This is a genomic window from Pseudoalteromonas apostichopi (assembly GCF_030297135.1).
Classification (GTDB): Bacteria; Pseudomonadota; Gammaproteobacteria; order Enterobacterales; family Alteromonadaceae; genus Pseudoalteromonas; species Pseudoalteromonas apostichopi.
Window position 1 is genome coordinate 2,718,259 of record NZ_AP028065.1, and the last position, 22,650, is coordinate 2,740,908.

Consider the following 22,650-nt stretch of genomic DNA (forward strand, 5'->3'; position numbering starts at 1 on the left):
TATGTTTAAGAAAGAATTTAAAATAGCAGATACATGGGTAGGGCACGATCACCCTTGTTATATCATCGCTGAAATGTCAGCTAACCATGGCCAATGTTTAAATAAAGCTAAAGAGTTAGTTCATGCCGCTCATGAAGCCGGTGCTGATGCGATTAAGCTACAAACTTATACCGCAGATACTTTAACCATGGATTGTAAACTTCCGCACTTTGAAGCGACGGGTCCATGGCAAGGTCAGTACTTACATGATTTATACAAGACAGCCTATATGCCTTGGGATTTTCATGCGGAACTGTTTGAACTATCAGCAAAACTTGGACTTACTTGTTTTTCATCACCATTCGATAAATCGGCAGTCGATTTATTAGCACAATTAGATGCACCAGCCTATAAAATTGCTTCACCTGAACTAATTGACCACCAATTAATTCGTGATGTAGCCGCTACTGGTAAACCCGTAATTATGTCTACAGGTGGTGCGACGTTAGTTGAAATTGCTGAGGCGGTGAAAGTCGCTGAAGATGCGGGTGTTACCGAACTTGCATTGATGAAGTGTACAAGCACTTATCCTGCTCCTGCAGAGACTATTAATTTGCGAACTATCCCACATATGCAACAGGCTTTTGAATGTCCGGTTGGTTTATCTGATCACACACTGGGAAATGATGTGCCACTGGCTTCAGTTGCCGTCGGTGCATGCATGATAGAAAAGCACTTTGTATTAGATAAAACAGATAATACTGCAGATAGCTTTTTTTCAATGACGCCATCGGAGCTTCAGGCCCTTGTCCATGGAGTGAGACAAATTGAAAAAGCACTGGGCAAAGTTGATTATCCATCTGTTGCCTCAAAAGCACGTCGCTGTGTTTACATTATCAAAGATATTAAAGCTGGAGAGCAGCTGAGCCCTGAGCATTTAAGACAAATGCGTCCTGGAGGCGGTGAAATTATGCCAAAAGAGCTGCCAAACCTTATTGGACGAACAGTTAATAAAGAATTACGTTGTGGTACCCAATTGTCTTGGAGTGACCTAAAGTGAGCGATATGAAACAAGACTTAATCCAATCGGTCCAGCAATTTTTATTAGAACGCGGTGTATTTGTTGAAGATGCTGACATTGCTGAATATGACTTTGTAGCTGCGGGAGCGTTAGACTCATTTGAGATACTGAGCCTTATTATGAGCTTAGAAACTGAATATGGTATCGCTGTTCCTCCAGAGTTAATGGTCGATAGTGAAAATGCAAAGGTAGGAAATTTAGCGACTGCGTTAGTGAAGTTAAATGATAGCAATTAGAGTCGATACACTATGTGGCTTGGGTCACTTTATGCGTTGTAAATGGCTCGCGTTAGAGTTGCAATGTTTAGGTGAAGAAGTTGTTTTTTTAGTCGATACACAATTGTCGCATCATTTAACTAAAGAACTCGGAAATATACATTTATTACCCTATGCAAAAACACAGATAGAAGATGCGGCTAACTGTGTTCAGCTTTTCAACGAGCAACAGCTCATTATTGATAAATTAATTATTGATAGCTATCGTTTTAATATTGAATGGGAATCAGAGATGGCTAAACATGTGCCATCGATTATTGCGGTTGATGATCTTGAAAGAGATCATTTAGCAGAGCTGGTTATCGATAGTAAATGGAATGCTGAAAAGACTTCGTCGCGTTATCAAAGTACTGCACTTGAATCACAACACTTTTTACTTGGTCCTGATTTTTCGATGCTGTCTAGGGCTTATCGAAACTGCGTGCAAACAGAGCGCTCAAATAAAGAGCTTATGTTTTCTCTCGGCGGTGGTGGCGATTGGAAACAGCTTACTGAAATCATACGATTAATTCTTGAAACAGCGCCAGAGTATAAAGTTAATCTAATTATAGGCCCTAATGCTACATCCGTTACTCAGCTACATGAGTTAGCTTTAGGTCACTCACAATTAAATTTAATTGCAGCACCTAGTTGTTTAGCAAACTACTATAAAAGCTGTACCTTGTTTGTTGGCGCTTTAGGCACGTCCTTGTATGAGCTGGCTGCGACTAAAACCCCTGCGTTAACGTTCTCAATCGCAAAGAATCAAGAAAATCAACAAGCTGCATTAGATGATTTGGGGCATTATTTCCATATCGCAAACTTAATTGACTATCCGCCAGAACAGGTTTTAAAGCTAATTTTAGCAATGCTACAAAATATAGAACGTATCCACCTAATGCGTGAAAACGTTGCGGTAAAAATTGATGGCGAAGGTGCAAGTCGTGTTGCTAAGTTAATTACTTCAGAACTCGCTTCTAGCCAGATTACTCAAGCCAATAACAATCTAATTGCAAGCCAGTATCAGCATTTAACCGACACAATCACGTTAAGGCGAGTGGTTGATCAGGACATAAACCGCTATTTGGCAGCGAGAAACTTACCGAACAATGCTTGGCGAATGACGATCACAAAAGATATCGATCAACTTGATCATTATTGCTGGTGGTTTGCTAATCGACGCGACTCTTATGTTATGGAAGTGAAAGGCAAGCCGTTACTTTACGTTTGGCATCAATTGTATGAAATAGAACAGCAAAATTATTTAATAGGTGGCTGGTTTGCAGCAAGTGACGATGTTAATTTTGCCCATGCTCAACTAGTATTAGATTGGCAACTAAAAGAGACTGAGCAAACATACCCAGATGCAATGTGGGTAGCCGTTATTAATAAAGAAAATAAGTTTGTAAATTTGCTTAATCAGCGAGCAGGATTTAAATCTATTGCAGGGGATGCGAAAAAAATGGCAGTGACCCAGCATTTATTTCCAAATGCTTCGATTGATGATTTTAATTTTGTAGGAAAAGGGTGAGTAGGTGGATAAAGGTATTTATGAGTTATTTGCTACGAATGTCGCTAACACTCCCACTAAGGTAGCTGTCGCTTTTCAACAGCAAAGCGTAACGTATGATGAATTAAATCAGCAAGTTATTAAGCTTACTAGCCACTTTTTAAAACAAGGTGTTACGCAAGGCCAACGTGTCGCAATATTTGCACCTAACGGTATTGAATTTATTGTTTCTCTGCTGGCAATCGCTAAATTAGGTTTAGCCGCTGTGCCGTTACCTGTTAGCTTAAAAGGGCTTGCTCTGACCGTTGCTCTTAAGAAAACCCCTGTTGCTAAGGTGATTGCTTGGCCGACCATTAGCAAATCACTTCTTGCAGATAATCTTATTGAAGCTGAAAATTTAATAACATTAGGCCAAAGTGTTGCTAATGAAACAAATTGGCTTTGTGTTCAACAAGCTGAAGCAGAATGCTTTTTTACTGATGCGATTGATACGCAAGCACCTTACATCTTAACCATGACTTCTGGTTCTACTGGTCAACCTAAACCAATAGTGTTGAGCCAAGCATGTAAAGTAAATAGAGCATTTGATGCGACCATAAACTACTACGGATTAACGTCCGATGACGTTATTCTCGTAGCGACTCCTATGTACCACTCGCTAGCTCAGCGTGGTGTGCTAATGCCTTTGATGCTTGGTGCAACAACGGTTGTATTACCAAAGTTTAATTTGAAGCTATGGCTACAAGCAATTGAACAGCACCAAGTGAGTTTTTTATTTGCCGTTTCATCTCAATTAGTAAGCTTAATTCAAAACGGTGTTGAAGGGCATGATTTGAGCTCTTTACGCTGCCTAGTATCCTCTTCGGCGGTATTAGATAAAGAGAGTAAACAAAGCTTACTTTCTTTGCTTAGTTGCCGCTTACACGAGTGTTACGGTGCTTCAGAGGTTGGTGTTGTGACTGATTTCGCTGTATCAGAACACCCTGAATTGAGCGGCAGTGTAGGCAATGCTCTACCATTTGTCACTGTGAAAATTACCGATGAGCATGGCCAAGAATTAGCTGCAACTGAAGTTGGAGAAATTTGTTGTAAAACAACAACCGGGTTTAGCGGGTATCATAAATTACCGGAAAAAACGCGAGAAGCTTATTATCTTGGTGATTTTTTCAAAACCGGTGATTTAGGTTACCTTGATGAGCAAGGCTATTTATATTATGTCGGCCGTAAAAAAGAGTTGATCTCAAGCGGCGGAATCAATGTATACCCTCAAGATATCGAAGCCGTTATAAAAATGCATCCGGACATTGAGGATTGCGTGGCTTTTTCAATTCCAGACTCTCAGTTTGGTGAGGTAATAAAAGTTGTTTATACGACGCTCTCGTCATCAGTAAATGAAACAGAATTAAAGAAACTGTGTTTACAGCAATTGACTGATTATCAACAGCCTAGAGTGTTAGAGCAAATTGATAGTTTTGAAAGAAGTAGTTTAGGCAAAATTCTTCGTCAGTTGGTCAAAGAAAAGTATTCGCAATAGTTCAGTACCAAGCAAACTATTTTAAGTTAAGCTGATTTGTGAATTAAATAGTTAAAGCGATGCTATCTGGAAAAATTTTTAAAAGAAGAGGTAAGGGAATTATGAACACAGATTTTCTACAAAAGTATTTTGAGAAGAATGCTAAGCGTTATATTTTCGGAGCAACCACTGAAGCTGAAGAGTTAATAGAAATACACAAGAATAATGACCTTGAAGTTATTGCTATTATAGATAATTTTTATCAGCAAGAATTTTTCGTAGGGCTACCTTGTATAAAGCTCGAGCAAGTACCTGAAGATGCTTTGGTTGTTTCAGCTGTTACGAATAGTAGACCTGTGGACGTAAACAATTTACTTGAAAAACACAGATTGAATTACTGCGACTATTTTTATTTTTACCGCAACTCGGGCTTTCAATGCCCAAAAATAGAGTTCTGGGAGGGAGTCCTAAGTCATTGGGAAAGTAATCAAGAAAATTACAATGAGGTTAAAAGTTGGTTTGAAGATGATTACTCTGTGAGTACTTTTGAATCAATCGTTAATTTTCGCAATAAATATGACCTAAGCTTTATGAAAGACTTTAAGTTTGATATTACAAATATGTATATCGAATCTTTTCTTAACCCATTTGAAGATCAGAGCGTTTTTTTTGACCTAGGAGCATTTGATGGCAGTGATTCAGAACGATTTTTAAGGAACTGTCCATCGGGAAATGCATACCTTTTTGAACCTATTCCAAGTCAAACTGCAATCCTTGAAAAAAAATACCAACACAACAAAGCTATTCAGGTCGTTCCGGTTGCAGTAGGGAGCATAAATAAGACTGTTAATTTTTCATTGTCAGGGACATCTTCAAAAGTTGTTGAACCAGACCAAAATGAAGACGTAATTTCAGTTCAGCAAATTAGTATCGATGAGTTTTGCAGTGAAAATAAAGTCTCGCCCAGTTATGTAAAAATGGATGTTGAAGGCGTTGAATTAGATGTGCTTCACGGTATGGAAAATACTATTTTAAGGGATAAACCAATGCTAGCAATCAGTGTTTATCATCGAGCAGAACATTTGATATCAGTTCCACAATACTTGAAAAAGTTATGCCCTGAATACAAGTTCTTTTTGAGGCATTATACCCAAGGCTATAGTGAAACCGTTTTATTTGCTGTGTAGTAATTATGTTTTTGGAATTGCGTATAATATTATTTCCAAACCGAAATCGCCATGACAATGAAGTTTGTACTCATAATTAGGGTTGTAGCTTTCAATTTGCTGAGCTATTTGCCAAATATGAGCAGGCTCATGATAGACGGAAATAGCGAGTAGCGGGGATTGGTGCGTTATAATTTCTTTTGCACCCTTCAATGCATGCGGCTCTGCGCCCTCGATATCCATTTTAATGAAATTAACCGCAGAGGCTATGCTGGTATCATCTAACGCTATAACAGGCAGAAGTTGATTGTTGTCTTTGATTTGCTGTGAGTCAGCAAACTTGCCTTGTGAAAGGTCTGCACTGAAGCTCAATATTGTATTTTCTTCCCATACACCACATGGAAATAAATAAGTCTTAATACCTTGAGAGACTAATTCTTTCGCTGTTTTGTTTAATAAGTGGAAGTTCTTTGGATCAGGTTCAAAACACTGCATTGTGTTTAACTGTATACCTGCTTCTTTTAATACTTGTGCTGCACTTGCGAGTGTATCGCCGATATATGAACCGCAATCAATAAAGTTAATCCCATTTTTCCAAAGCGGAAGTTTCAGTAACCAAGGTGGAAAGTATTGGATTTGCCAGTCATTTTCAACATAGCTTTCACTAGAGGGTGAGCTACGAAATGCGATGATATCATCAAGACACTTTTTGCTCTCATCATCGCTTAGTCTTTCTTTAAGCCAAGCTAACTGTTCTTTGTCGTTCTGTGTGCTAGAGATTAGTTTTGCTCGGTAATCCTTTGAAATAAAACGTTCTAAAACATATGGGTAGCTATTAATGATTTCATTCATGTTTAGGCATTCTTGAACACCTATTCCAATTAGATCCTGCTTAATAGCTTCACTTGTACAAGATACCGATACAAGCATGGTTACATTTTTATTGGCAATATTGTCAGGTTTGTAAATTGGACAGCCTTGGTACTCAGTTTCTTGCGTGTATAAATCGACAAAAAATTCTATTTTAATTCCATGCTCTGAAAGTGCATGATAGATTTTTTGCCCATTACCACCGGCGCCATAGATTGCTATAGGAAGGTTACTCATCATAATCTAATTACCTCTTTTAAGCTTTATCCACTGCGCTGACTCGACTGATTCTTGCGCTGCTTTAAATAAGTTCAAGCCGTCTTTTGCTTGCTCTAAGCCAAATACATAGTCATTTTTTTTGTCCGTACCTGCTAAGTAACAGCAAAGTTCTTCGTAAATATCTGTATATAAATTAGAAAAAGCTTCAACAAATCCTGTTGGGTGACCTGGCTTCATTCTGTTATATCTAAATTGGTTAGCATACTCACACTGTCCGGCTCTATCTAAGATTTCTCTGCGCCCGTCATTGTAGTTTAACTCTAATTCATCAGGGTTTAGTTGGAACCAACGCGCGCTTCCTTTGTCACCGTATATTCTGATTTGAAGTCCATTGCGGTGGCCAATAGCCGTTTTTGACATCCACATACTACCCTTTATGTTATTTGGGTAGTTCAGCAACATATTTACATCATCAATTAAATTTGGGTATTGAGAATGGTTAGTAAATTGTGCGATTGTTTCCGTTGGCTCCATTTCAAGTAAGTATGTTGATAAGTGGTGTAAATGAACTCCTAAATCTAAGCAAATGGTTGGCACTTCAAAATCTTTTAAACGCCATGCTTGCGGCATTGATGGTTTACCTGCAATATCTGGCGGCCTTCTGAACCCCTCTTGTGGCATTTCAAGGTGAATTTTTTGGATAGTGCCAAGCGCACCTTGCTTTACTAGGTGTTTCAACTCTCTGACCATCGCATAGCCACTGTAGTTGTATGTGACAGCTAGAAAGTGTTTATTTTTATCGTAGCAGGCTTCAATTTCAGCGACTTCTGCAGGGCCGGTAACAAGTGCTTTTTCGCAAATAATGGGTAAATTCGCCTTTAGAAGCGTAGTTATTACCTCAATATGATGGGGTGTTGGTGTCAGTATAACAAATGCATCAACACGGTCTTTCTCTTGCTCTACAAGCTCTTCCCAATCGTTGTATAAATGCTTTTCTGAAACTCCCCATCTCTGCGCTGTCGCACTATTTTCATCGGGATTTCTTGAGAAAGCACCTGCAACAACAGCAAACTTGTTATCGAGTTGACTTGCGGCGAAGTGAACATAGCCTACAGCTGAGTTATTGCCACCGCCAATAAAGGCAAGTTTTAATTGTTTATTGTTGTCATTCATATATATCTGCCTTTTTTGATCATAGCCATTTATCGGCAATCAATCATTTTTCTAAACTATTTATAGTTGCCAATTTGCTGGGTTGGTGAGTCTTGGATCATTAACAGTCATTTCTTTGAGCACGTCGTGACAGATTTTGATGCTGCCCTGATAGGCCTCTAAAATTTGCTCTAACTCAGACTCTGAGTTCACACCGACAACTATTTTATCTATTTCATCTTCTTTTAAAGCATATGCAAGGCTGAGTGTTAGTGGCGACACACCAATATACTGCGCTAACTGATGAAATGACTCTAAATGTTGCTTCCAAGGTTTAAAGTAGTTAGCTAACTCATTGATGGGCATTAATAACAAGCCTTGTAAAAAACAAGATCTAGCGTGCACTTGAGTCTTGTTTTTCTTTAGTAATGAAAGAGCGCCAGTGTGTTTAAAGTAGGTATCAAATGCATTATAAGGTATTTGCACAAGGTTAATTTCACTCAACTGTGTGAAGCCATCCACCTCAGCACCTGAATACAAAGAAACCCCTTTACTTGCTAATTGATTTTCTAATTGTCGTTGCTTTAAACATGCTAAAACGGGCGCAACACCTTGTTTCTCAATGTCGCTTGCTTGGTGAAATAGGATTGCGCTTAGCTTTTGGGTTTTAAAATCTGAAAAACATTGCTCAATTAATGCAATGTAATGATCTGCATCCTTATGAGAAAAATGCTCTTTTTGTAGAGGAGGTAACTTAGTAACTATGTTAAAGCTGTCATTAATCGAAGGATAGGATGCCAACACTTGGTGACTCTCGCCGTAACCAAGTGCGGTATCTAATGTTGTAATGCCTGCATCTTTTGCAATATCTAAAATGGCATGAGCCTTGGCTATGCTTGGTTGACCAAGCTTATTACTGACACCGTAGTTCAAGCCGAATTGCACTGTGCCTAAAGTGAGCTTCATAATAAATCAATCAGTATTTTGATAACGAATTGCTGCTCGTCTGCAGTTATAGCAGGATGCAGAGGAATAGTAACAGCCTGTTTGTAGTACGTTTCTGCATTAGGAAAATCACCTTCCGAAAAGCCTAAAGCTTGATAATAAGGCTGTAAATGGATCGGTATATAATGCAAGTGAGCAATAATTCCTTGCTCGCGCATGCCTGTAATGATTGACTTATGTTTTTCTACTTCACACTGCGTTAAACGAACAATATATAAATGGTAGCTAGAGTAACAATCATCCGATTGTGTTAAATGAGTTACCGTTGAATTTGCAAACGCATGGTTATATGTTGTTGCAATGTCGTTTCGCATTGATACAAAGCTATCTAGCTGCTTTAACTGACTCAGTCCTAAAGCGGCTTGCATATCCGTCATTCTATAATTAAAACCAAGGTCTAGCTGTTGATAGTACCAAGGGCCGTGACTTGGCTCGGTCATTTCTTCAGGAATATTAGTAATACCATGGCTTCGCAAACGGCTCATTTTTTTGTTGAGTTCAGCGCAGTTGGTAACCGCCATCCCCCCTTCAGCAGATGTGATTATCTTTACTGGATGAAAGCTAAACACAGTAATATCTGAATAATCACAACTGCCAACAGGCTTATCTTTATACTTGGCGCCTATTGCATGCGAGGCATCTTCAATTACCTTAAAGTCATACTCTTTGGCAAGTTCATTGATTGCTGCCATATCGCAAGACTGACCTGCTAAATGAACAGGGATCACGACCTTAGGAAGTCGCTGGTTTTGTTTGGCTAACTTTAGCTTGTCTCGAAGTGCTGCAATAGACATGTTGCCTGTTTCAAGGTCGATATCAGCAAAGTCGACTTCAGCACCACAATACAGCGCGCAGTTACTCGATGCGACAAAGGAGATTGGTGACGTCCATACGATGTCACCTTTACCTACGCCTAAAGCAAGGCAAGCAATATGCAAGGCTGAGGTGGCGCTGTTAGTGGCGCAGGCGTGGCTAGCACCGCAATACTCTGCAATGGCACTTTCAAATGCTGGAACAGCAGGGCCCTGTGTTAACCAGTCAGATTTCAAGACATCAATTACGGCATTGATGTCATCCTGTGAAATACTTTGTTTGCCGTAAGGAATTACCTTATTCGTCATAATTCAGTATTACAGTAACGCTTGGACATTGAAGTTTTTAATTTCTTCAATGCTCATATAATCAGGGTTATCGAGTGAGTTATACTCGAAACCTTGGGCAACTTGTTTGCCTTTTTCGCCAAGTGCATTTTCAGTAAAATCATTGCTACGGCTGCTGAATTTGATACCTGGAGCGATAACAAAGTGATCGCTATATTCGTACGTTTCAAAGCATAAGTCGGCCGGGCACATGACTTCGTGTAACTTTTCACCTGGGCGAATACCGATTATCTTAATCGGTAAATCAGGGGCCATGGCTTTGGCAAGATCTGTAATACGAATTGAAGGGATCTTCGGCACGAAAATCTCGCCACCCAGCATTCGCTCGAAATTAGTTAGAACAAAATCAACACCTTGTTGCAGGCTAATCCAAAAGCGGGTCATTTCTTCATGGGTAATAGGAATATGGTCGCGACCTTGGTCAATAAACTTTTGGAAAATAGGCACAACAGAGCCACGAGAGCAAACTACGTTACCGTATCTTACTACTGAAAAGGTTGTTTTATGGCCGCCAGCAATATTATTAGCAGCAACAAATAACTTATCTGATGCAAGTTTAGTCGCACCATATAAGTTGATTGGGTTCGCTGCTTTATCAGTCGACAGTGCAATGACTTTCTCTACGTTATTATCAAGAGCTGCATCAATGACGTTTTCAGCACCATTAATATTGGTTTTGATACATTCCATTGGATTGTATTCAGCAGCTGGAACTTGTTTTAATGCTGCTGCGTGAATCACATAGTGCACACCTCGCATAGCACGGCGAAGCCTTTCTTTATCGCGCACATCACCAATGAAGTATCGCATACACGGTTGGTCAAACTCTTGCTGCATTTCAAACTGCTTTAGTTCGTCCCGTGAGAAGATAATGATCTTCTTAGGTTTATAGCGTTCTAGTAGCGTTTTGACGTATTTTTTGCCGAATGAACCAGTACCACCGGTAATTAAAATCGTTTTATTGTCGAACATAGCGTTACCTAAGTTATTTATCATTGGCGTAGTTATTTATAAAAGTGAAGTACGCAAAGTGAGAATTTTGACACAATTCTCAGTAATTTAACTATTAACTAATACACTAGCAAGTCAGATGCCAAGTTAATTTATCTAAACCATGGTACAAAGTACAAAATTTGGCAAATTAAGCTATAATTTAAGCAATCGGTTTGTCGGAGGCCGCCATGAAAATTCAATCACCCAATACTGGGTTTTTAAACCAAACTCAGCAAACGGGCAATAAGCTTGCTGAGCAATTAGCGTCAGGTAAAAAAGTAAACTCAGCGGCAGATGATGCTGCTGCACTACAAATTATTGATAGATTAACATCACAGCAAGATGGTTACAGTCAGGCAATTAACAATGCGTACGATGGCATCTCTTACTCGCAAGTAACGGAGTCAAACCTATCAGGTGTAAATGATGCCGTCTCGCGTATACGAGAGCTGTCTATTCAAGCGGGTAATGGTGCGCTTACAGACAGTGACAGGGCTGCACTTCAAGAAGAAGTGTCGCAATTGCAAACACAAGTTTCAGAAACATTCGAAAATGCCTCATTCGGTGGTAAACCTTTATTTGATGGTGAACAAGTGTCTTTTCAGGTTGGCCCAGATGCTAATACCACACAATCAGTGACACCATCGGATGGTAGTATTGCTTCAGTTATTGCGGGAATCGATATTTCAACGCAAGCAGGGGCACAAGCTGCCATAGATATTAGCGACCAAGCAGCAGAGGAAATTAACGCTCAAAGAGCTGAGTTAGGCGCTTTTCAAAACACCTTAGCGAGTACGATAAAAGGTTTAGGTAACCAGCGAGAGAATATTGCTGCGAGCCAAAGCCGAATAGAAGATACTGACTATGCAAAATCAGTGTCTGATCAAGTAGCTAATGATATTTTGTCACAAGCATCTGTTGCTTTGCGTGGTCAAGCAAATCGTTCAGCTGAATCCATTTTAGGTTTACTTTAATTCTTTAGTATTAAATTCAGGGGCTAAGTGACTATTTTTTGGCGTTGATGTCAATAAATTGCCGCTTAGCGCTTGCATCCCTCCTAAACTCGCTTACAATTTAGAAATTAACTAACCTCGTGGTAACTGTGGTTCGCCAATAATGATCTTAATTTTAGACAATAATAATAATCGTGCGATAGGTTTACATGCAGCACTTACCTTCATTGGTGAAACTGCACAATTAGTTGATGAGACTTCGTTACAGTCTTTTTGTGAAAAACATCAACAGCAAGAATGCATGGTCATTCTTGGTGCTTTACAGCAGCTAAATCACGAGGCTGTGATCAAACAGTTTCCTGCCATTCCGTTTTTATTAATTGGTGAAACACTCAAACCGTTACTAAGCATTGCTAATGTCGTTGGTTTAATTTGTGAGCCGTTTAACCATGACGTAACTACTCAGCTATTGCATGATTGTCAGCAATATCAGCGCATGCTACCGGGTGACCATAAACAAGCTAAATCCAATAAGTCATTTGATGGTTTAGTCGGTGAAACCGAAGCTGTAAAAGATGTGCGCTTTTTAATTGAGCAAGTAGCAAAAACCGATGCAAATGTGTTGATCTTAGGTGAGTCAGGCACAGGTAAAGAAGTTGTTGCACGTAACGTTCATTTACTCTCTAAACGCAATACCGGACCATTTGTGCCGGTAAACTGTGGTGCTATCCCTGGCGAGCTTCTAGAAAGTGAGCTATTTGGCCATGAAAAGGGGGCTTTTACGGGCGCTATTTCTGCACGAAAAGGGCGCTTTGAATTAGCGCAAGGCGGCACGCTGTTTTTAGATGAAATTGGTGATATGCCTTTGCAAATGCAGGTTAAACTACTACGTGTGTTGCAAGAGCGTAGCTATGAGCGAGTAGGGGGTACTAAGCCTATTCAAGCTGACGTACGAATTATTGCTGCAACTCACCGTAACCTTGAAGAAATGATTGAAAAGGGCGACTTCCGTGAAGACCTTTTTTATCGCTTAAACGTGTTTCCAATTGAAAACCCTTCGCTTAGTGAACGTGCCGACGACATTCCTCTACTTTTAAAAGAGTTAATGCGTCGTGTTAACGAGCAAAGTGGCACAACGGCCAAATTTACTGAGCGTGCGATTCAAAGCTTAAAAGAGCATGCGTGGCCGGGGAATATTCGTGAGCTTGCTAATTTAGTTGAGCGTATGGTGATCATGTTTCCTGATAAAGTGGTTGATGTGCCAGACCTTCCAGCTAAATATCGTTATATCGAAGTTGAGGCTTATGAGCCTGAGTACCCTGAAGAGTTGATGGAGCGAGATGCGTTCAACGATATTTTCAGCACTGGCTTTAGTGATTATGATGATGAAGAACCTGATGTACCAGCAACAACGGTTGACTCAGGTTTACTCCCTGATGAAGGCATTGAGCTGAAAGAGTATCTTGCTGAGCTAGAAATCAGCTTAATCAGCCAAGCATTAGAGCGCTACGATTATGTTGTTGCACGTGCAGCAGAAATTTTAGGTGTTCGCCGCACCACACTGGTCGAAAAAATGAAGAAATATAACCTAACGCGCGACTAAGCCGCGTTAGGTGACTTCCTCGATTTTATCTATTCGTACTCACTGATTATCTCAGCCTTTCTAAAGCAATCATTGCTATGATCATTTACCATGCCGCAGGCTTGCATATGCGCATACACAGTGGTTGGACCTAAAAACTTAAAGCCGCGCTTTTTTAAATCTTTGGCAAATGCTGTTGAGGCTTCAGTAATAGCCGGATAGTCTTCTAATTTATCAAGGTTGTTTACCAAAGGCTTGCCATCAACAAACTGCCATTGGTAGTTTGAGAAGCTGCCAAACTCTTTTTGAATTTCAATAAAACGTTGTGCGTTATTGATAGTCGCAGCTATTTTGGCGCGATTACGAATAATGCCTTCAAACTGCATTAACCGTTCGACGTCGTCTTCGGTCATTTGGGCAACCTCTTCAACTACAAAGTTTTTGAAGGCACTGCGATAGCCATCACGCTTTTTAAGTATGGTATACCAACTCAGTCCCGCTTGTGCTGACTCTAAGGTTATAAACTCAAATAAACGGTGATCATCATATAATGGCACCCCCCATTCTTGGTCATGATAGGCCACATAATCTTCTTTGCTGGTATCGAGCCATGGGCAACGACAATGGTGTTCTTTTTGCATTATTCCCTCGCGATTGTCATTTTTTTGTCAGTGTTGTTTTTGTCTTTAATTTATTGAAATAAAACAAAAATAAATTTGGTACGAATTGTGCATCTAGCTAGGTAGACACGATTTTTTGAGTATTGATTATGGCCTTAGCAAATGTCCTAAAACCACAATTTATCACAGCCAAACAATATAACCCATGCTTACTACAAGAAGAGTATGTGGGTGAGTTGAGCGAGTTGCGCCAACAAGCCAGCTGGTTGGGTCATTTGGTGGATACTATGCCCGCAGGTGTAGTTGTTTTAGATGGCCGAGGTATGATCGCGAAAGCAAATCAAATTGCCATTGATATGCTAGGTGAGCCCCTTGAAGGTGAAAAGTGGTTTAGCGTTATTCAACGTTCATTTCGACCACAACAAGATGATGGGCATGAAGTATCACTCAAAGATGGTCGTTTAATTAAGCTTGATATTACTGCGCTTGCCCCAGAGCCAGGACAGTTAATTTTAATGACAGATTTAACTGAAACCAGACGTTTACAAAAGCGGATGGCACATATGCAGCGCTTAAGTGCGCTTGGCAAAATGGTTGCTTCGCTTGCTCATCAAGTCAGGACGCCGCTATCTGCTGCCATGTTATATGCCGCAAATTTAGGCTCAAAGCGTCTCCCAGAAAGTTCTCGTGGTAATTTTCATACAAAGCTAATGTCGCGTTTAAAAGATTTAGAAACCCAAGTGAATGACATGCTGTTATTTGCCAAAAGTGGCGAGCAACAAGTGGTCGAAAGTGTGTCGATGCAGCAGTTACTTAATGAAGTAAAAGCGGGTGCTGATGCTATGGTTGCTCAAAATAACAGTGAACTTAGCGTGAACTTACCAGAGCCAGATATTGAAATTGTGGGTAATAAAAGCGCTCTGGCGAGCGCTATTCAAAACCTGATCCATAACAGTATTCAAATCATTGGCTCTGAGGCTGTTGTAACACTGAGTGCTGAGCGTGACGAAACTAGCGAAAACTGTGTTCGCATCAGTGTCAGTGATAATGGCCCGGGTGTTGATTTACGCCATGCCAACAAATTATTCGAACCTTTTTACACTACCAAAAGCCAAGGCACGGGGCTTGGACTTGCAGTTGTAAGTTCAGTCGCCAATGCGCACCAAGGACGGGTTGAAGTGACTAATAATGCTCATGGGGGAGCATGTTTTAGTTTGATCTTGCCAATTAGTGCAGAACCAATGTCAGCGGAGGCAAAATGAATACTAACTCTATTTTAGTCGTTGAAGACGACGCAGGCTTACGAGAAGCGCTAATCGATACCCTTGAAATGTCGGGTATTGATTGCGTTGCTGCAGATAGCGCTGAACAAGCGATGATCTTGCTTAAGCAAAATAGCTATTCATTGGTTGTTAGCGACGTGCAAATGGGCGCTATGAGCGGCCTTGACCTACTACGTAGCATTAAACTTAATTATCCTGAGCTGCCGGTATTAATGATGACGGCCTATGCCACCATTGATGATGCTGTAGAAGCAATGCGTCTAGGCGCGATTGATTACATGGCAAAACCGTTTGCCCCAGAAGTGCTTCTTAACATGGTGAGCCGTTATTTGCCTGAAAAGGAAAAAGAAACTGATGGCCCAATTGTTGCCGATCCATCGAGCATTAAGCTATTAGAACTTGCGAGTAAAGTTGCGCGCTCCGATGCCAGTGTTATGGTACTCGGCCCAAGTGGCTCGGGTAAAGAAGTGTTGGCTCGTTTTATCCACGACAAATCAAATCGTAGCGATGCCCCCTTTGTTGCTATTAACTGCGCGGCTATTCCGGAAAATATGCTTGAAGCAACCTTATTTGGTTACGAAAAAGGGGCGTTTACCGGCGCTATTCAAGCCTGTCCTGGTAAATTTGAGCAAGCTCAAGGTGGTACCATCTTACTTGATGAAATTACTGAGATGGATTTAGGCTTACAAGCTAAATTACTGCGTGTACTTCAAGAGCGCGAAGTAGAGCGCTTAGGCGGACGTAAAACTATTGAACTTGATGTTCGCGTACTCGCCACAAGTAACCGAGATTTAAAAGAAGCGGTGAGCGAAAATCTATTTAGAGAAGATTTATATTATCGCTTAAATGTGTTCCCGCTAATGTGGAAACCACTGGCTGAGCGTCCTGGCGATATTATTGTATTGGCTGAGCATTTGATAGAGCGTCATTGCCTTAAAAGTAAAGAGCCTATCGCTCAACTAAGTGAGAGTGCGAAACAAAAGCTGCTATCGCATGCTTGGCCAGGTAACGTACGAGAGCTTGATAACGTTATTCAACGGGCGTTGATATTATGTGATGGTAATAGTATTCATCAAGACGATGTTTTTATTGAAGAGTTGTTATCTGCGGATATCAAGCCAGTCGCTACGCCATCACACAATGCACCGGCTTATCAAGAGCAGCCTGTAGAGGTTAATTTAGATACCGTGCCACAAGTAAGCGAGCAAGGTAATTACAAAGACGAGCTGAAAGATAAAGAGCATCGTATTATTTTAGAAACCTTAGCGCGCTGTAATGGTAAGCGCAAAGAGGTTGCAGAAACCTTAGGTATTAGTCCACGCACTTTACGTTATAAACTGGCGCAAATGCGAGACTTAGGTATAGCCTTACCTGCATAGATTCCTTCCAAAAAGTTAAGCAAACAAGCTCACATTTTTGTGAGCTTGTTTGCTGTCAAAACTCTGACAAACCAAGATTGCTGCTTAAATTGTTGAAATTGTTGTGTTTATTTTGTGGCACGGTTTGTGCTTTATCAGTTCATAAGTAAACTGCATTGTCAGAGAGTATTATGAAAGTTCAAAACAGCGCATTATTTCAAGAAATGCAATCTATGGCCTTAGAAGCAGGCCGTAGCAACTCAATTAATAATTTACCAACACAAACTCAGCCAACATCGTCGGCACAGTTTGGTGATTTACTTACTAATGCACTTGATACAGTGAATGGCTTACAACAAGACGCTAAGCAAAAAGTAACGGCAATGGAAATGGGCGACCGCAGTGTTTCTTTAGCTGATGTGATGATTGCTTCGCAAAAGTCATCAGTGGCATTTGAAGCAACGGTTCAGGTTCGAAACAAACTTGTTGAAGCTTATAAAGAAATCATGAACATGCCTGTGTAACTAGGTAGTGGAGAATTATTGTGGCGCAATCTAATCAATCAACTGATCTAGCCTTAGCAGGCGGTGGTATCGATTCAACCGATACCGATGATCAACAAGAGCAAAAGTCAGGCTACCTAAGTGCCTTAAACGGAGTAGACGTTTTACGTCAGGTTACCTTAGTGATTGCTTTGGCAATCTGTTTGGCTATCGCAATTTTCATTATTATTTGGGCTCGTCAGCCAGATATGCGTCCGCTTGGTAAAATGCCAACGGAAGAGCTTATTCAAACGTTGGACTTTTTAGACGCTCAAAAGATTGATTACGAACTCGATGGTAACGTCATCTCTGTTGAAGAAGGTGAATACCAAAACATAAAGCTATTGATGGCTCGTGAAGGCCTAGAGCAAGCGCCAAGCTCAGGTACTGACATCATCATGCAAGACATGGGATTTGGTGTAAGCCAACGCCTTGAACGTGAACGTTTAAAACATGGTCGTGAGCAACAGCTTGCGCGTACCATCGAAGAGCTAAAAAATGTTACTCGCGCCAAAGTACTTTTAGCTATTCCAAAAGAAAACGTATTCGCTCGTCGCGAAAAACAGCCCTCAGCTACAGTAGTGCTAACCTTAAAACGTGGCCGTTCGCTTGATGGTGAAGAAGTTGACTCAGTGGTTGATATTGTTGCCTCAGCGGTACAAGGTTTATCGCCAGAGCGTGTTACCGTGACTGATCAAAATGGTCGCTTACTTAATTCTGGTTCACAAAACTCACTCGCGGCACGCTCTCGTAAAGAGTATGAAATTGAGCGTAAGCGTGAAGAAGAGTACTTAAATAAAATCGATAGTATTCTAATTCCTGTAGTGGGCCTAGGTAACTATACTGCACAAGTCGATTTAAACATGGATTTCAGCGCAGTCGAAGAAACACAAAAACGTTATAACCCAGATTTACCGGCAGTGCGCAGTGAAACAACTTTCGAAGAAAATAACATAGGTGGCCTCGCTGTCGGCATTCCTGGTGCGCTAACTAATCAGCCGCCAGTAAACTCTAATATTCCTGAAATTGCTGGCCAAGGTAGTGCGGGTTCAGCAACGAATCCTAGCCGTTCGCATAAAGAAGCAACACGCAACTACGAGCTTGATACAACTATTTCGCATAAGCGTCAGCAAACCGGTGTTATCCGTCGCATAAGCGTTTCAGTTGCCGTTGATTATGTGCCGCAAGTGGGTGAAAACGGTGAAACAACCATGGTTCCTCGCTCTGTAGAAGCATTGTCAAATATTCGTCGCTTACTACAAGGTGGTGTTGGTTTTGATATGCAACGTGGTGATGCACTTGAAGTTGTAACAGTACCATTTGTTCGTGAAGATGTTGGGGAAGCAATTGAAGTTCCGCTTTGGGAGCAAGATTGGTTCATGAAGATGCTACGCTTAGCATTAGGTGCTCTGGTTATCATTGTATTGATTGTCTTTGTAGTAAGACCTATGTTGAAACGTCTAATTTACCCAGACGATACACTAGAGGAATATGATGAAGATGCATTAAGTGCTGGTGTAGATATTGGTGATAGCACGCTAGATATGCTAAATAAAGACTTTGACTCTGCTGCTGTAGGATTCTCAAGTGATGGTACACTACAGCTGCCAGACTTACATGGCGATGAAGATTTACTCAAAGCAGTTCGTGCATTGGTTGCAAATGAACCAGAACTGTCTTCTCAAGTAGTGAAAGCGTGGTTAACAGAAGATGACTGATCAAGAACAAAAACAATTACCACCGGCGTTTGATGTTGATAAATTAGACGGCGTTGATAAGGCGGCAATCTTATTGCTGAGCTTATCAGAAGAAGATGCTGCGCAAATCCTTAAACACTTAGAGCCTAAGCAAGTGCAAAAAGTGGGGATGGCAATGGCTGCGCTTGATGATTTATCGCAAGCGAAAATTAGTGCAGTCCATAATTTGTTTATTGAGCAAATTCAAAGCTTCAGTACCATTGGCTTCCAGTCTGAAGACTTTATCAAAAAAGCGCTTACCGCAGCGCTTGGTGAAGATAAAGCCGCCAGCCTTATTGACCAAATTGTCATGGGGTCAGGTGCGAAAGGTCTTGATTCACTGAAGTGGATGGACTCAAAACAAGTGGCGAATATTATTCGCAATGAGCACCCTCAGATTCAAACCATTGTTTTATCTTATTTAGAACCAGAGCAATCAGCAGAAATTTTGTCGCAATTCCCAGAGAAAGTGCGTTTAGATTTAACTATGCGTATTGCTAATCTTGAAGAAGTTCAACCGGCAGCATTACAAGAGTTGAATGAAATCATGGAGAAACAATTCGCCGGTCAAGCTGGTGCGCAAGCTGCGAAAATGGGCGGCTTGAAAGCTGCTGCTGATATCATGAACTACCTAGATACCAATGTTGAAGGTCAGTTAATGGATTCAATCCGTGAACACGATGAAGAGATGTCGCAGCAAATCCAAGACCTTATGTTTGTCTTTGAGAACTTAATGGATGTTGAAGACCGTGGTATTCAAGCGATTCTTCGTGAAGTACAGCAAGATGTATTAATGAAAGCAATTAAAGGCACAGATGAAGCATTGAAAGAGAAAATTTTAAGTAACATGTCAAAACGTGCCGCTGAATTACTCGCTGATGATCTTGAGGCGATGGGCCCTGTTCGTATTAGTGAAGTTGAAGCTGCACAGAAAGAAATTCTTTCTACGGCACGTCGTTTGGCTGACTCAGGCGAGATTATGCTTGGTGGCGGTGGTGGTGAGGAGTTCCTGTAAGCCATGAGTAAGTCTTCTTTTCATACCGGACGTCCAGTGCATGCCAGCGAAGCTGCTGATGAATTACTTGAAAACTGGCCAATCCCTGAAGTTACGCAAGATACAAAAAAACTTGCTGGGCGCTCAACTGCATACGGCACGCCTCTAGCTGATTTATATCGTAAAGAACAGCAAAAACAACAAGCTGACGAACAACCAGAAGAGCCTGAAATCCCGTCATTGACTATGGCTGAACTTGAAAAAATCCGTCAAGATGCCTTTGAAGAGGGACTAAAGCAAGGCCATGAGCAAGGTTACATAGACGGTTTTGAAAAAGGCGCTCATGAAGGTAAAGAAGCGGGGTTTAAAGAAGGTGTTGAGCTTGGTAAGGAGCAAGGCCAAGAAGAAATTAAGCCTATTTTAGAAGAGCAGCTCACTAACTTGAGAAGCTTGCTCGATAGCCTTTCTCAGCCTTTATCTAAAGTAGATGAAAGTGCAGAAAAGCAGTTAGTGCAGCTAGCGGTCATGTTAACTGAAGTATTAGTTTATCAAGAAATTAAAACTTCACCAGAAGTCATTTTGCATGCTTTAAAGCAGGCTATTGACGCTTTGGGTGAAGAACAAGCGAAAGTACGTATTCACTTACACCCTGATGATATCGATTTAATTACCCAAAGTTATGGCGAGCAAACCATAGCAGATAATCATTGGCAGTTAATCGCAGAACCCACATTAGATCGTGGTGGCTGTGAAATTAAAACCCCACAATCATCCTTAGATATGACAATTAAGACCCGCGTCAAAGAAACGTTGGAAAACTTTTTGCATAGCAGTGGTATCTAACACTTTTTAGGCTCATTATGAGTGCTCAATCTATGACTCTAAGCGAACGCTTACAGCGCTATGAAAAACATATCAAGGCTCCCAAACCTGCTGTTGCTGGTATTCTGACGCGTGTCGTTGGTTTAACACTTGAAGCAAAAGGGCTTAGAGCACCGGTTGGCAGTCAATGTAAAATTGAGACCATCAATGGATTTGTTGATGCTGAAGTGGTTGGTTTTAATGACCAAACACTTTACTTGATGCCGAATGATCATATCTCTGGTGTACTGCCAGGTGCGCGAGTTATTCCAAAAGTAAACGAAACAGGGTTGCCTGTAGGAATGAGCTTACTTGGCCGAGTGGTGGATGGTCTCGGTCGGCCGCTTGATGGCTTAGGTGCCATAAATGCTGAGCATCATCTAAAGTTTGCACAAAGTCCAATAAACCCGCTGGCAAGACGTCCTATTAGTCAGCCTATGGATGTAGGTGTTCGAGCCATCAACTCCGTTATTACTGTAGGTCAAGGCCAGCGTATGGGTCTGTTTGCAGGCTCAGGTGTCGGTAAATCAGTGCTACTAGGTATGATGACTCGCGGCTCTGAAGCTGATGTAATCGTTGTTGGCCTTGTGGGTGAGCGTGGTCGTGAGGTAAAAGAGTTCATTGAAGAAATTTTAGGTGTTGAAGGTCGCAAGCGCTCGGTGGTAGTTGCCGCTCCAGCCGATGCCTCGCCATTAATGCGTTTAAAAGGTTGTGAAAGTGCAGTGACCATTGCTGAATATTTTCGTGATCAAGGTCTTAATGTGTTGTTATTACTTGACTCTGTTACCCGTTATGCCATGGCGCAACGTGAAATTGCCTTAGCGGTTGGTGAGCCTCCAGCTACGAAGGGTTATCCGCCTTCAGTATTTGCTAAACTGCCTGCGCTGGTGGAGCGTGCCGGTAATGGTGGTGAAGGGCAAGGTGCGATCACCGCGTTTTTCACTGTGCTTAGTGAAGGGGATGATATGCAAGACCCAATTGCTGACTCTGCCCGTGCTATTTTAGACGGCCACATTGTTTTATCTCGAGATTTAGCCGACAGTGGTCATTATCCTGCTATTGATATTGAAAAATCGATTTCTCGTGTTATGCCACAGGTTGTATCTGAAGCGCATATGCAACAAGCTCGCGTGCTAAAACAAGTGTATTCAATGTATCAACAGAACAAAGATATGATCACACTCGGTGCGTATCAAAAAGGCACCGACCCTATGCTTGACCAAGCAATTAATATGATGCCACGTGTGAATCAATTCCTTCAGCAAGGCATGAAAGATGTGATCAGTTATGATGATGGTCTACAAGGTCTTGCGCAGTTATTAGGACAAGGTTAATGGCTAAAAGTAAACTTGATTTATTGTTAAAGCTTGAGAGCGATAAAGAAGAGTCTCTACGCATGGATTACTTAAAAGCGCAGCAGCACTTACAAAGTAACCAACAAAAACTGCAAGGGCTGAATAACTTTCGCATGGAGTATTCTCAGCAGTTACATTTGAAAGGTCGCTCTGGTTTGTCTAGTGCCGGGTTTAGTCAATATCATGCCTTTATCGCAAAAATTGAAGAAGCGATACGTCAGCAAGCAAGCACTGTGAATACCGCAAAGCAAGTTGTTACGCAGCGAAAAGCATTGTGGTTAAAACAGCAAGTGAAAGCTAAAGCAGTTGCGAAGTTAATCGAAAAGCAAGCTGAAAAACAAGCGATGCAAGTGGCTAAAGCGGAGCAAAAAATGCTGGATGAGTTCGCTTCAAATCAGTTTTATCAACGTCAACTTAAAAACACACTTCTCTAAAATACGACCTTTTTTAGGCATGTTAATTGC

At 41.1% G+C, this 22,650-nt stretch carries 21 protein-coding genes; 15 read left to right on the forward strand and 6 right to left on the reverse strand.

Annotated elements, in window-relative coordinates; genetic code table 11:
- The first annotated feature begins 1 nt into the window (after position 1).
- From pseI to QUE86_RS12320, 5 genes are all read left to right on the forward strand, one after another.
- Complete coding sequence (pseI, locus tag QUE86_RS12300) at positions 2 to 1,039, forward strand: pseudaminic acid synthase (protein WP_286257520.1); 1,038 nt, start codon at positions 2 to 4, stop codon at positions 1,037 to 1,039.
- Between the two features lie 5 nt (positions 1,040 to 1,044).
- On the forward strand, positions 1,045 to 1,296 hold the full coding sequence (locus tag QUE86_RS12305) for a phosphopantetheine-binding protein (protein ID WP_240701325.1): 252 nt from the start codon (positions 1,045 to 1,047) through the stop codon (positions 1,294 to 1,296).
- The gene (pseG, locus tag QUE86_RS12310) at positions 1,283 to 2,845 is read left to right on the forward strand and encodes a UDP-2,4-diacetamido-2,4,6-trideoxy-beta-L-altropyranose hydrolase (RefSeq protein WP_286257523.1); all 1,563 of its coding nucleotides are present in this window, start codon (positions 1,283 to 1,285) and stop codon (positions 2,843 to 2,845) included. Before QUE86_RS12305 ends, pseG begins: the two co-directional genes overlap by 14 nt.
- Positions 2,846 to 2,849: 4 nt before the next feature.
- Positions 2,850 to 4,358 carry a class I adenylate-forming enzyme family protein gene (locus tag QUE86_RS12315; protein ID WP_286257525.1) on the forward strand — a complete coding sequence of 503 codons (1,509 nt, stop codon included), beginning with the start codon at positions 2,850 to 2,852 and terminating at the stop codon, positions 4,356 to 4,358.
- Between the two features lie 101 nt (positions 4,359 to 4,459).
- Positions 4,460 to 5,524: an FkbM family methyltransferase gene (locus QUE86_RS12320; RefSeq protein WP_286257527.1), complete on the forward strand. Its 1,065-nt coding sequence runs from the start codon at positions 4,460 to 4,462 to the stop codon at positions 5,522 to 5,524.
- Between the two features lie 3 nt (positions 5,525 to 5,527).
- Here the strand turns inward: QUE86_RS12320 and QUE86_RS12325 are convergent, their stop codons facing one another.
- From QUE86_RS12325 to pseB, 5 genes are read right to left on the reverse strand one after another with little or no spacing between them, the layout of a single operon-like run.
- Complete coding sequence (locus QUE86_RS12325) at positions 5,528 to 6,613, reverse strand: FkbM family methyltransferase (protein WP_286257529.1); 1,086 nt, start codon at positions 6,611 to 6,613, stop codon at positions 5,528 to 5,530.
- A 3-nt stretch (positions 6,614 to 6,616) separates the two neighbouring features.
- Positions 6,617 to 7,765: a Gfo/Idh/MocA family protein gene (locus tag QUE86_RS12330; RefSeq protein ID WP_130052083.1), complete on the reverse strand. Its 1,149-nt coding sequence runs from the start codon at positions 7,763 to 7,765 to the stop codon at positions 6,617 to 6,619.
- A 60-nt stretch (positions 7,766 to 7,825) separates the two neighbouring features.
- Complete coding sequence (locus QUE86_RS12335; RefSeq protein WP_286257532.1) at positions 7,826 to 8,710, reverse strand: aldo/keto reductase; 885 nt, start codon at positions 8,708 to 8,710, stop codon at positions 7,826 to 7,828.
- Positions 8,707 to 9,870 (reverse strand): UDP-4-amino-4,6-dideoxy-N-acetyl-beta-L-altrosamine transaminase, encoded by a 1,164-nt coding sequence (gene pseC, locus QUE86_RS12340; RefSeq protein ID WP_130052081.1) that lies wholly within the window; start codon positions 9,868 to 9,870, stop codon positions 8,707 to 8,709. The genes QUE86_RS12335 and pseC overlap by 4 nt, the downstream gene beginning before the upstream one ends.
- 9 nt (positions 9,871 to 9,879) lie before the next feature.
- On the reverse strand, positions 9,880 to 10,881 hold the full coding sequence (gene pseB, locus QUE86_RS12345; protein WP_286257535.1) for a UDP-N-acetylglucosamine 4,6-dehydratase (inverting): 1,002 nt from the start codon (positions 10,879 to 10,881) through the stop codon (positions 9,880 to 9,882).
- Between the two features lie 209 nt (positions 10,882 to 11,090).
- Between pseB and QUE86_RS12350 the strand changes: the two genes are divergently transcribed.
- Entirely contained in the window at positions 11,091 to 11,876 is a 786-nt protein-coding gene (locus QUE86_RS12350; RefSeq protein WP_239976963.1) for a flagellin N-terminal helical domain-containing protein, read from the forward strand.
- A gap of 142 nt (positions 11,877 to 12,018) precedes the next feature.
- On the forward strand, positions 12,019 to 13,458 hold the full coding sequence (locus tag QUE86_RS12355) for a sigma-54 dependent transcriptional regulator (RefSeq protein ID WP_055197959.1): 1,440 nt from the start codon (positions 12,019 to 12,021) through the stop codon (positions 13,456 to 13,458).
- Positions 13,459 to 13,487: 29 nt separating this feature from the next.
- On the opposite strand, the gene QUE86_RS12360 is transcribed toward QUE86_RS12355, so the two are convergent.
- Positions 13,488 to 14,078, reverse strand: a complete 591-nt coding sequence (locus QUE86_RS12360) for a DNA-3-methyladenine glycosylase I (protein WP_130052078.1) — start codon at positions 14,076 to 14,078, stop codon at positions 13,488 to 13,490.
- Between the two features lie 128 nt (positions 14,079 to 14,206).
- On the opposite strand from QUE86_RS12360, the gene QUE86_RS12365 reads away from it, so the two are divergent.
- The 8 genes from QUE86_RS12365 (at position 14,207) to fliJ (ending at position 22,620) form a co-directional block, all read left to right on the forward strand.
- Positions 14,207 to 15,319 (forward strand): sensor histidine kinase, encoded by a 1,113-nt coding sequence (locus tag QUE86_RS12365; protein WP_167657939.1) that lies wholly within the window; start codon positions 14,207 to 14,209, stop codon positions 15,317 to 15,319.
- Positions 15,316 to 16,719 carry a sigma-54-dependent transcriptional regulator gene (locus tag QUE86_RS12370; RefSeq protein WP_130052076.1) on the forward strand — a complete coding sequence of 468 codons (1,404 nt, stop codon included), beginning with the start codon at positions 15,316 to 15,318 and terminating at the stop codon, positions 16,717 to 16,719. Before QUE86_RS12365 ends, QUE86_RS12370 begins: the two co-directional genes overlap by 4 nt.
- A gap of 170 nt (positions 16,720 to 16,889) precedes the next feature.
- A complete protein-coding gene (fliE, locus tag QUE86_RS12375) occupies positions 16,890 to 17,222 on the forward strand; it encodes a flagellar hook-basal body complex protein FliE (protein ID WP_130052075.1) in 333 nt (110 codons plus the stop codon).
- Between the two features lie 20 nt (positions 17,223 to 17,242).
- On the forward strand, positions 17,243 to 18,958 hold the full coding sequence (gene fliF, locus QUE86_RS12380) for a flagellar basal-body MS-ring/collar protein FliF (protein ID WP_130052074.1): 1,716 nt from the start codon (positions 17,243 to 17,245) through the stop codon (positions 18,956 to 18,958).
- A complete protein-coding gene (gene fliG / locus QUE86_RS12385) occupies positions 18,951 to 19,991 on the forward strand; it encodes a flagellar motor switch protein FliG (RefSeq protein WP_130052073.1) in 1,041 nt (346 codons plus the stop codon). The genes fliF and fliG overlap by 8 nt, the downstream gene beginning before the upstream one ends.
- Before the next feature lie 3 nt (positions 19,992 to 19,994).
- The gene (gene fliH, locus QUE86_RS12390) at positions 19,995 to 20,813 is read left to right on the forward strand and encodes a flagellar assembly protein FliH (RefSeq protein WP_130052072.1); all 819 of its coding nucleotides are present in this window, start codon (positions 19,995 to 19,997) and stop codon (positions 20,811 to 20,813) included.
- A gap of 17 nt (positions 20,814 to 20,830) precedes the next feature.
- Positions 20,831 to 22,165: a flagellar protein export ATPase FliI gene (gene fliI, locus QUE86_RS12395; protein ID WP_167657941.1), complete on the forward strand. Its 1,335-nt coding sequence runs from the start codon at positions 20,831 to 20,833 to the stop codon at positions 22,163 to 22,165.
- Complete coding sequence (gene fliJ, locus QUE86_RS12400) at positions 22,165 to 22,620, forward strand: flagellar export protein FliJ (RefSeq protein ID WP_286257550.1); 456 nt, start codon at positions 22,165 to 22,167, stop codon at positions 22,618 to 22,620. The genes fliI and fliJ overlap by 1 nt, the downstream gene beginning before the upstream one ends.
- The last annotated feature ends 30 nt before the right edge of the window (positions 22,621 to 22,650 follow it).

Bases quoted from the DNA above. Each gene is read 5' to 3' on its own strand.
- QUE86_RS12325 (WP_286257529.1), bottom strand. From the start codon at position 6,613: ATGATGAGTAACCTTCCTATAGCAATCTATGGCGCCGGTGGTAATGGG.
- fliE (WP_130052075.1), top strand. From the start codon at position 16,890: ATGAAAGTTCAAAACAGCGCATTATTTCAAGAAATGCAATCTATGGCC.
- QUE86_RS12305 (WP_240701325.1), top strand. From the start codon at position 1,045: ATGAAACAAGACTTAATCCAATCGGTCCAGCAATTTTTATTAGAACGC.
- pseC (WP_130052081.1), bottom strand. From the start codon at position 9,870: ATGACGAATAAGGTAATTCCTTACGGCAAACAAAGTATTTCACAGGAT.
- pseB (WP_286257535.1), bottom strand. From the start codon at position 10,881: ATGTTCGACAATAAAACGATTTTAATTACCGGTGGTACTGGTTCATTC.
- QUE86_RS12350 (WP_239976963.1), top strand. From the start codon at position 11,091: ATGAAAATTCAATCACCCAATACTGGGTTTTTAAACCAAACTCAGCAA.
- QUE86_RS12365 (WP_167657939.1), top strand. From the start codon at position 14,207: ATGGCCTTAGCAAATGTCCTAAAACCACAATTTATCACAGCCAAACAA.
- pseI (WP_286257520.1), top strand. From the start codon at position 2: ATGTTTAAGAAAGAATTTAAAATAGCAGATACATGGGTAGGGCACGAT.
- fliH (WP_130052072.1), top strand. From the start codon at position 19,995: ATGAGTAAGTCTTCTTTTCATACCGGACGTCCAGTGCATGCCAGCGAA.
- pseG (WP_286257523.1), top strand. From the start codon at position 1,283: ATGATAGCAATTAGAGTCGATACACTATGTGGCTTGGGTCACTTTATG.
- QUE86_RS12320 (WP_286257527.1), top strand. From the start codon at position 4,460: ATGAACACAGATTTTCTACAAAAGTATTTTGAGAAGAATGCTAAGCGT.
- fliG (WP_130052073.1), top strand. From the start codon at position 18,951: ATGACTGATCAAGAACAAAAACAATTACCACCGGCGTTTGATGTTGAT.
- QUE86_RS12330 (WP_130052083.1), bottom strand. From the start codon at position 7,765: ATGAATGACAACAATAAACAATTAAAACTTGCCTTTATTGGCGGTGGC.
- QUE86_RS12355 (WP_055197959.1), top strand. From the start codon at position 12,019: ATGATCTTAATTTTAGACAATAATAATAATCGTGCGATAGGTTTACAT.
- QUE86_RS12335 (WP_286257532.1), bottom strand. From the start codon at position 8,710: ATGAAGCTCACTTTAGGCACAGTGCAATTCGGCTTGAACTACGGTGTC.
- fliI (WP_167657941.1), top strand. From the start codon at position 20,831: ATGAGTGCTCAATCTATGACTCTAAGCGAACGCTTACAGCGCTATGAA.
- QUE86_RS12360 (WP_130052078.1), bottom strand. From the start codon at position 14,078: ATGCAAAAAGAACACCATTGTCGTTGCCCATGGCTCGATACCAGCAAA.
- QUE86_RS12370 (WP_130052076.1), top strand. From the start codon at position 15,316: ATGAATACTAACTCTATTTTAGTCGTTGAAGACGACGCAGGCTTACGA.
- fliJ (WP_286257550.1), top strand. From the start codon at position 22,165: ATGGCTAAAAGTAAACTTGATTTATTGTTAAAGCTTGAGAGCGATAAA.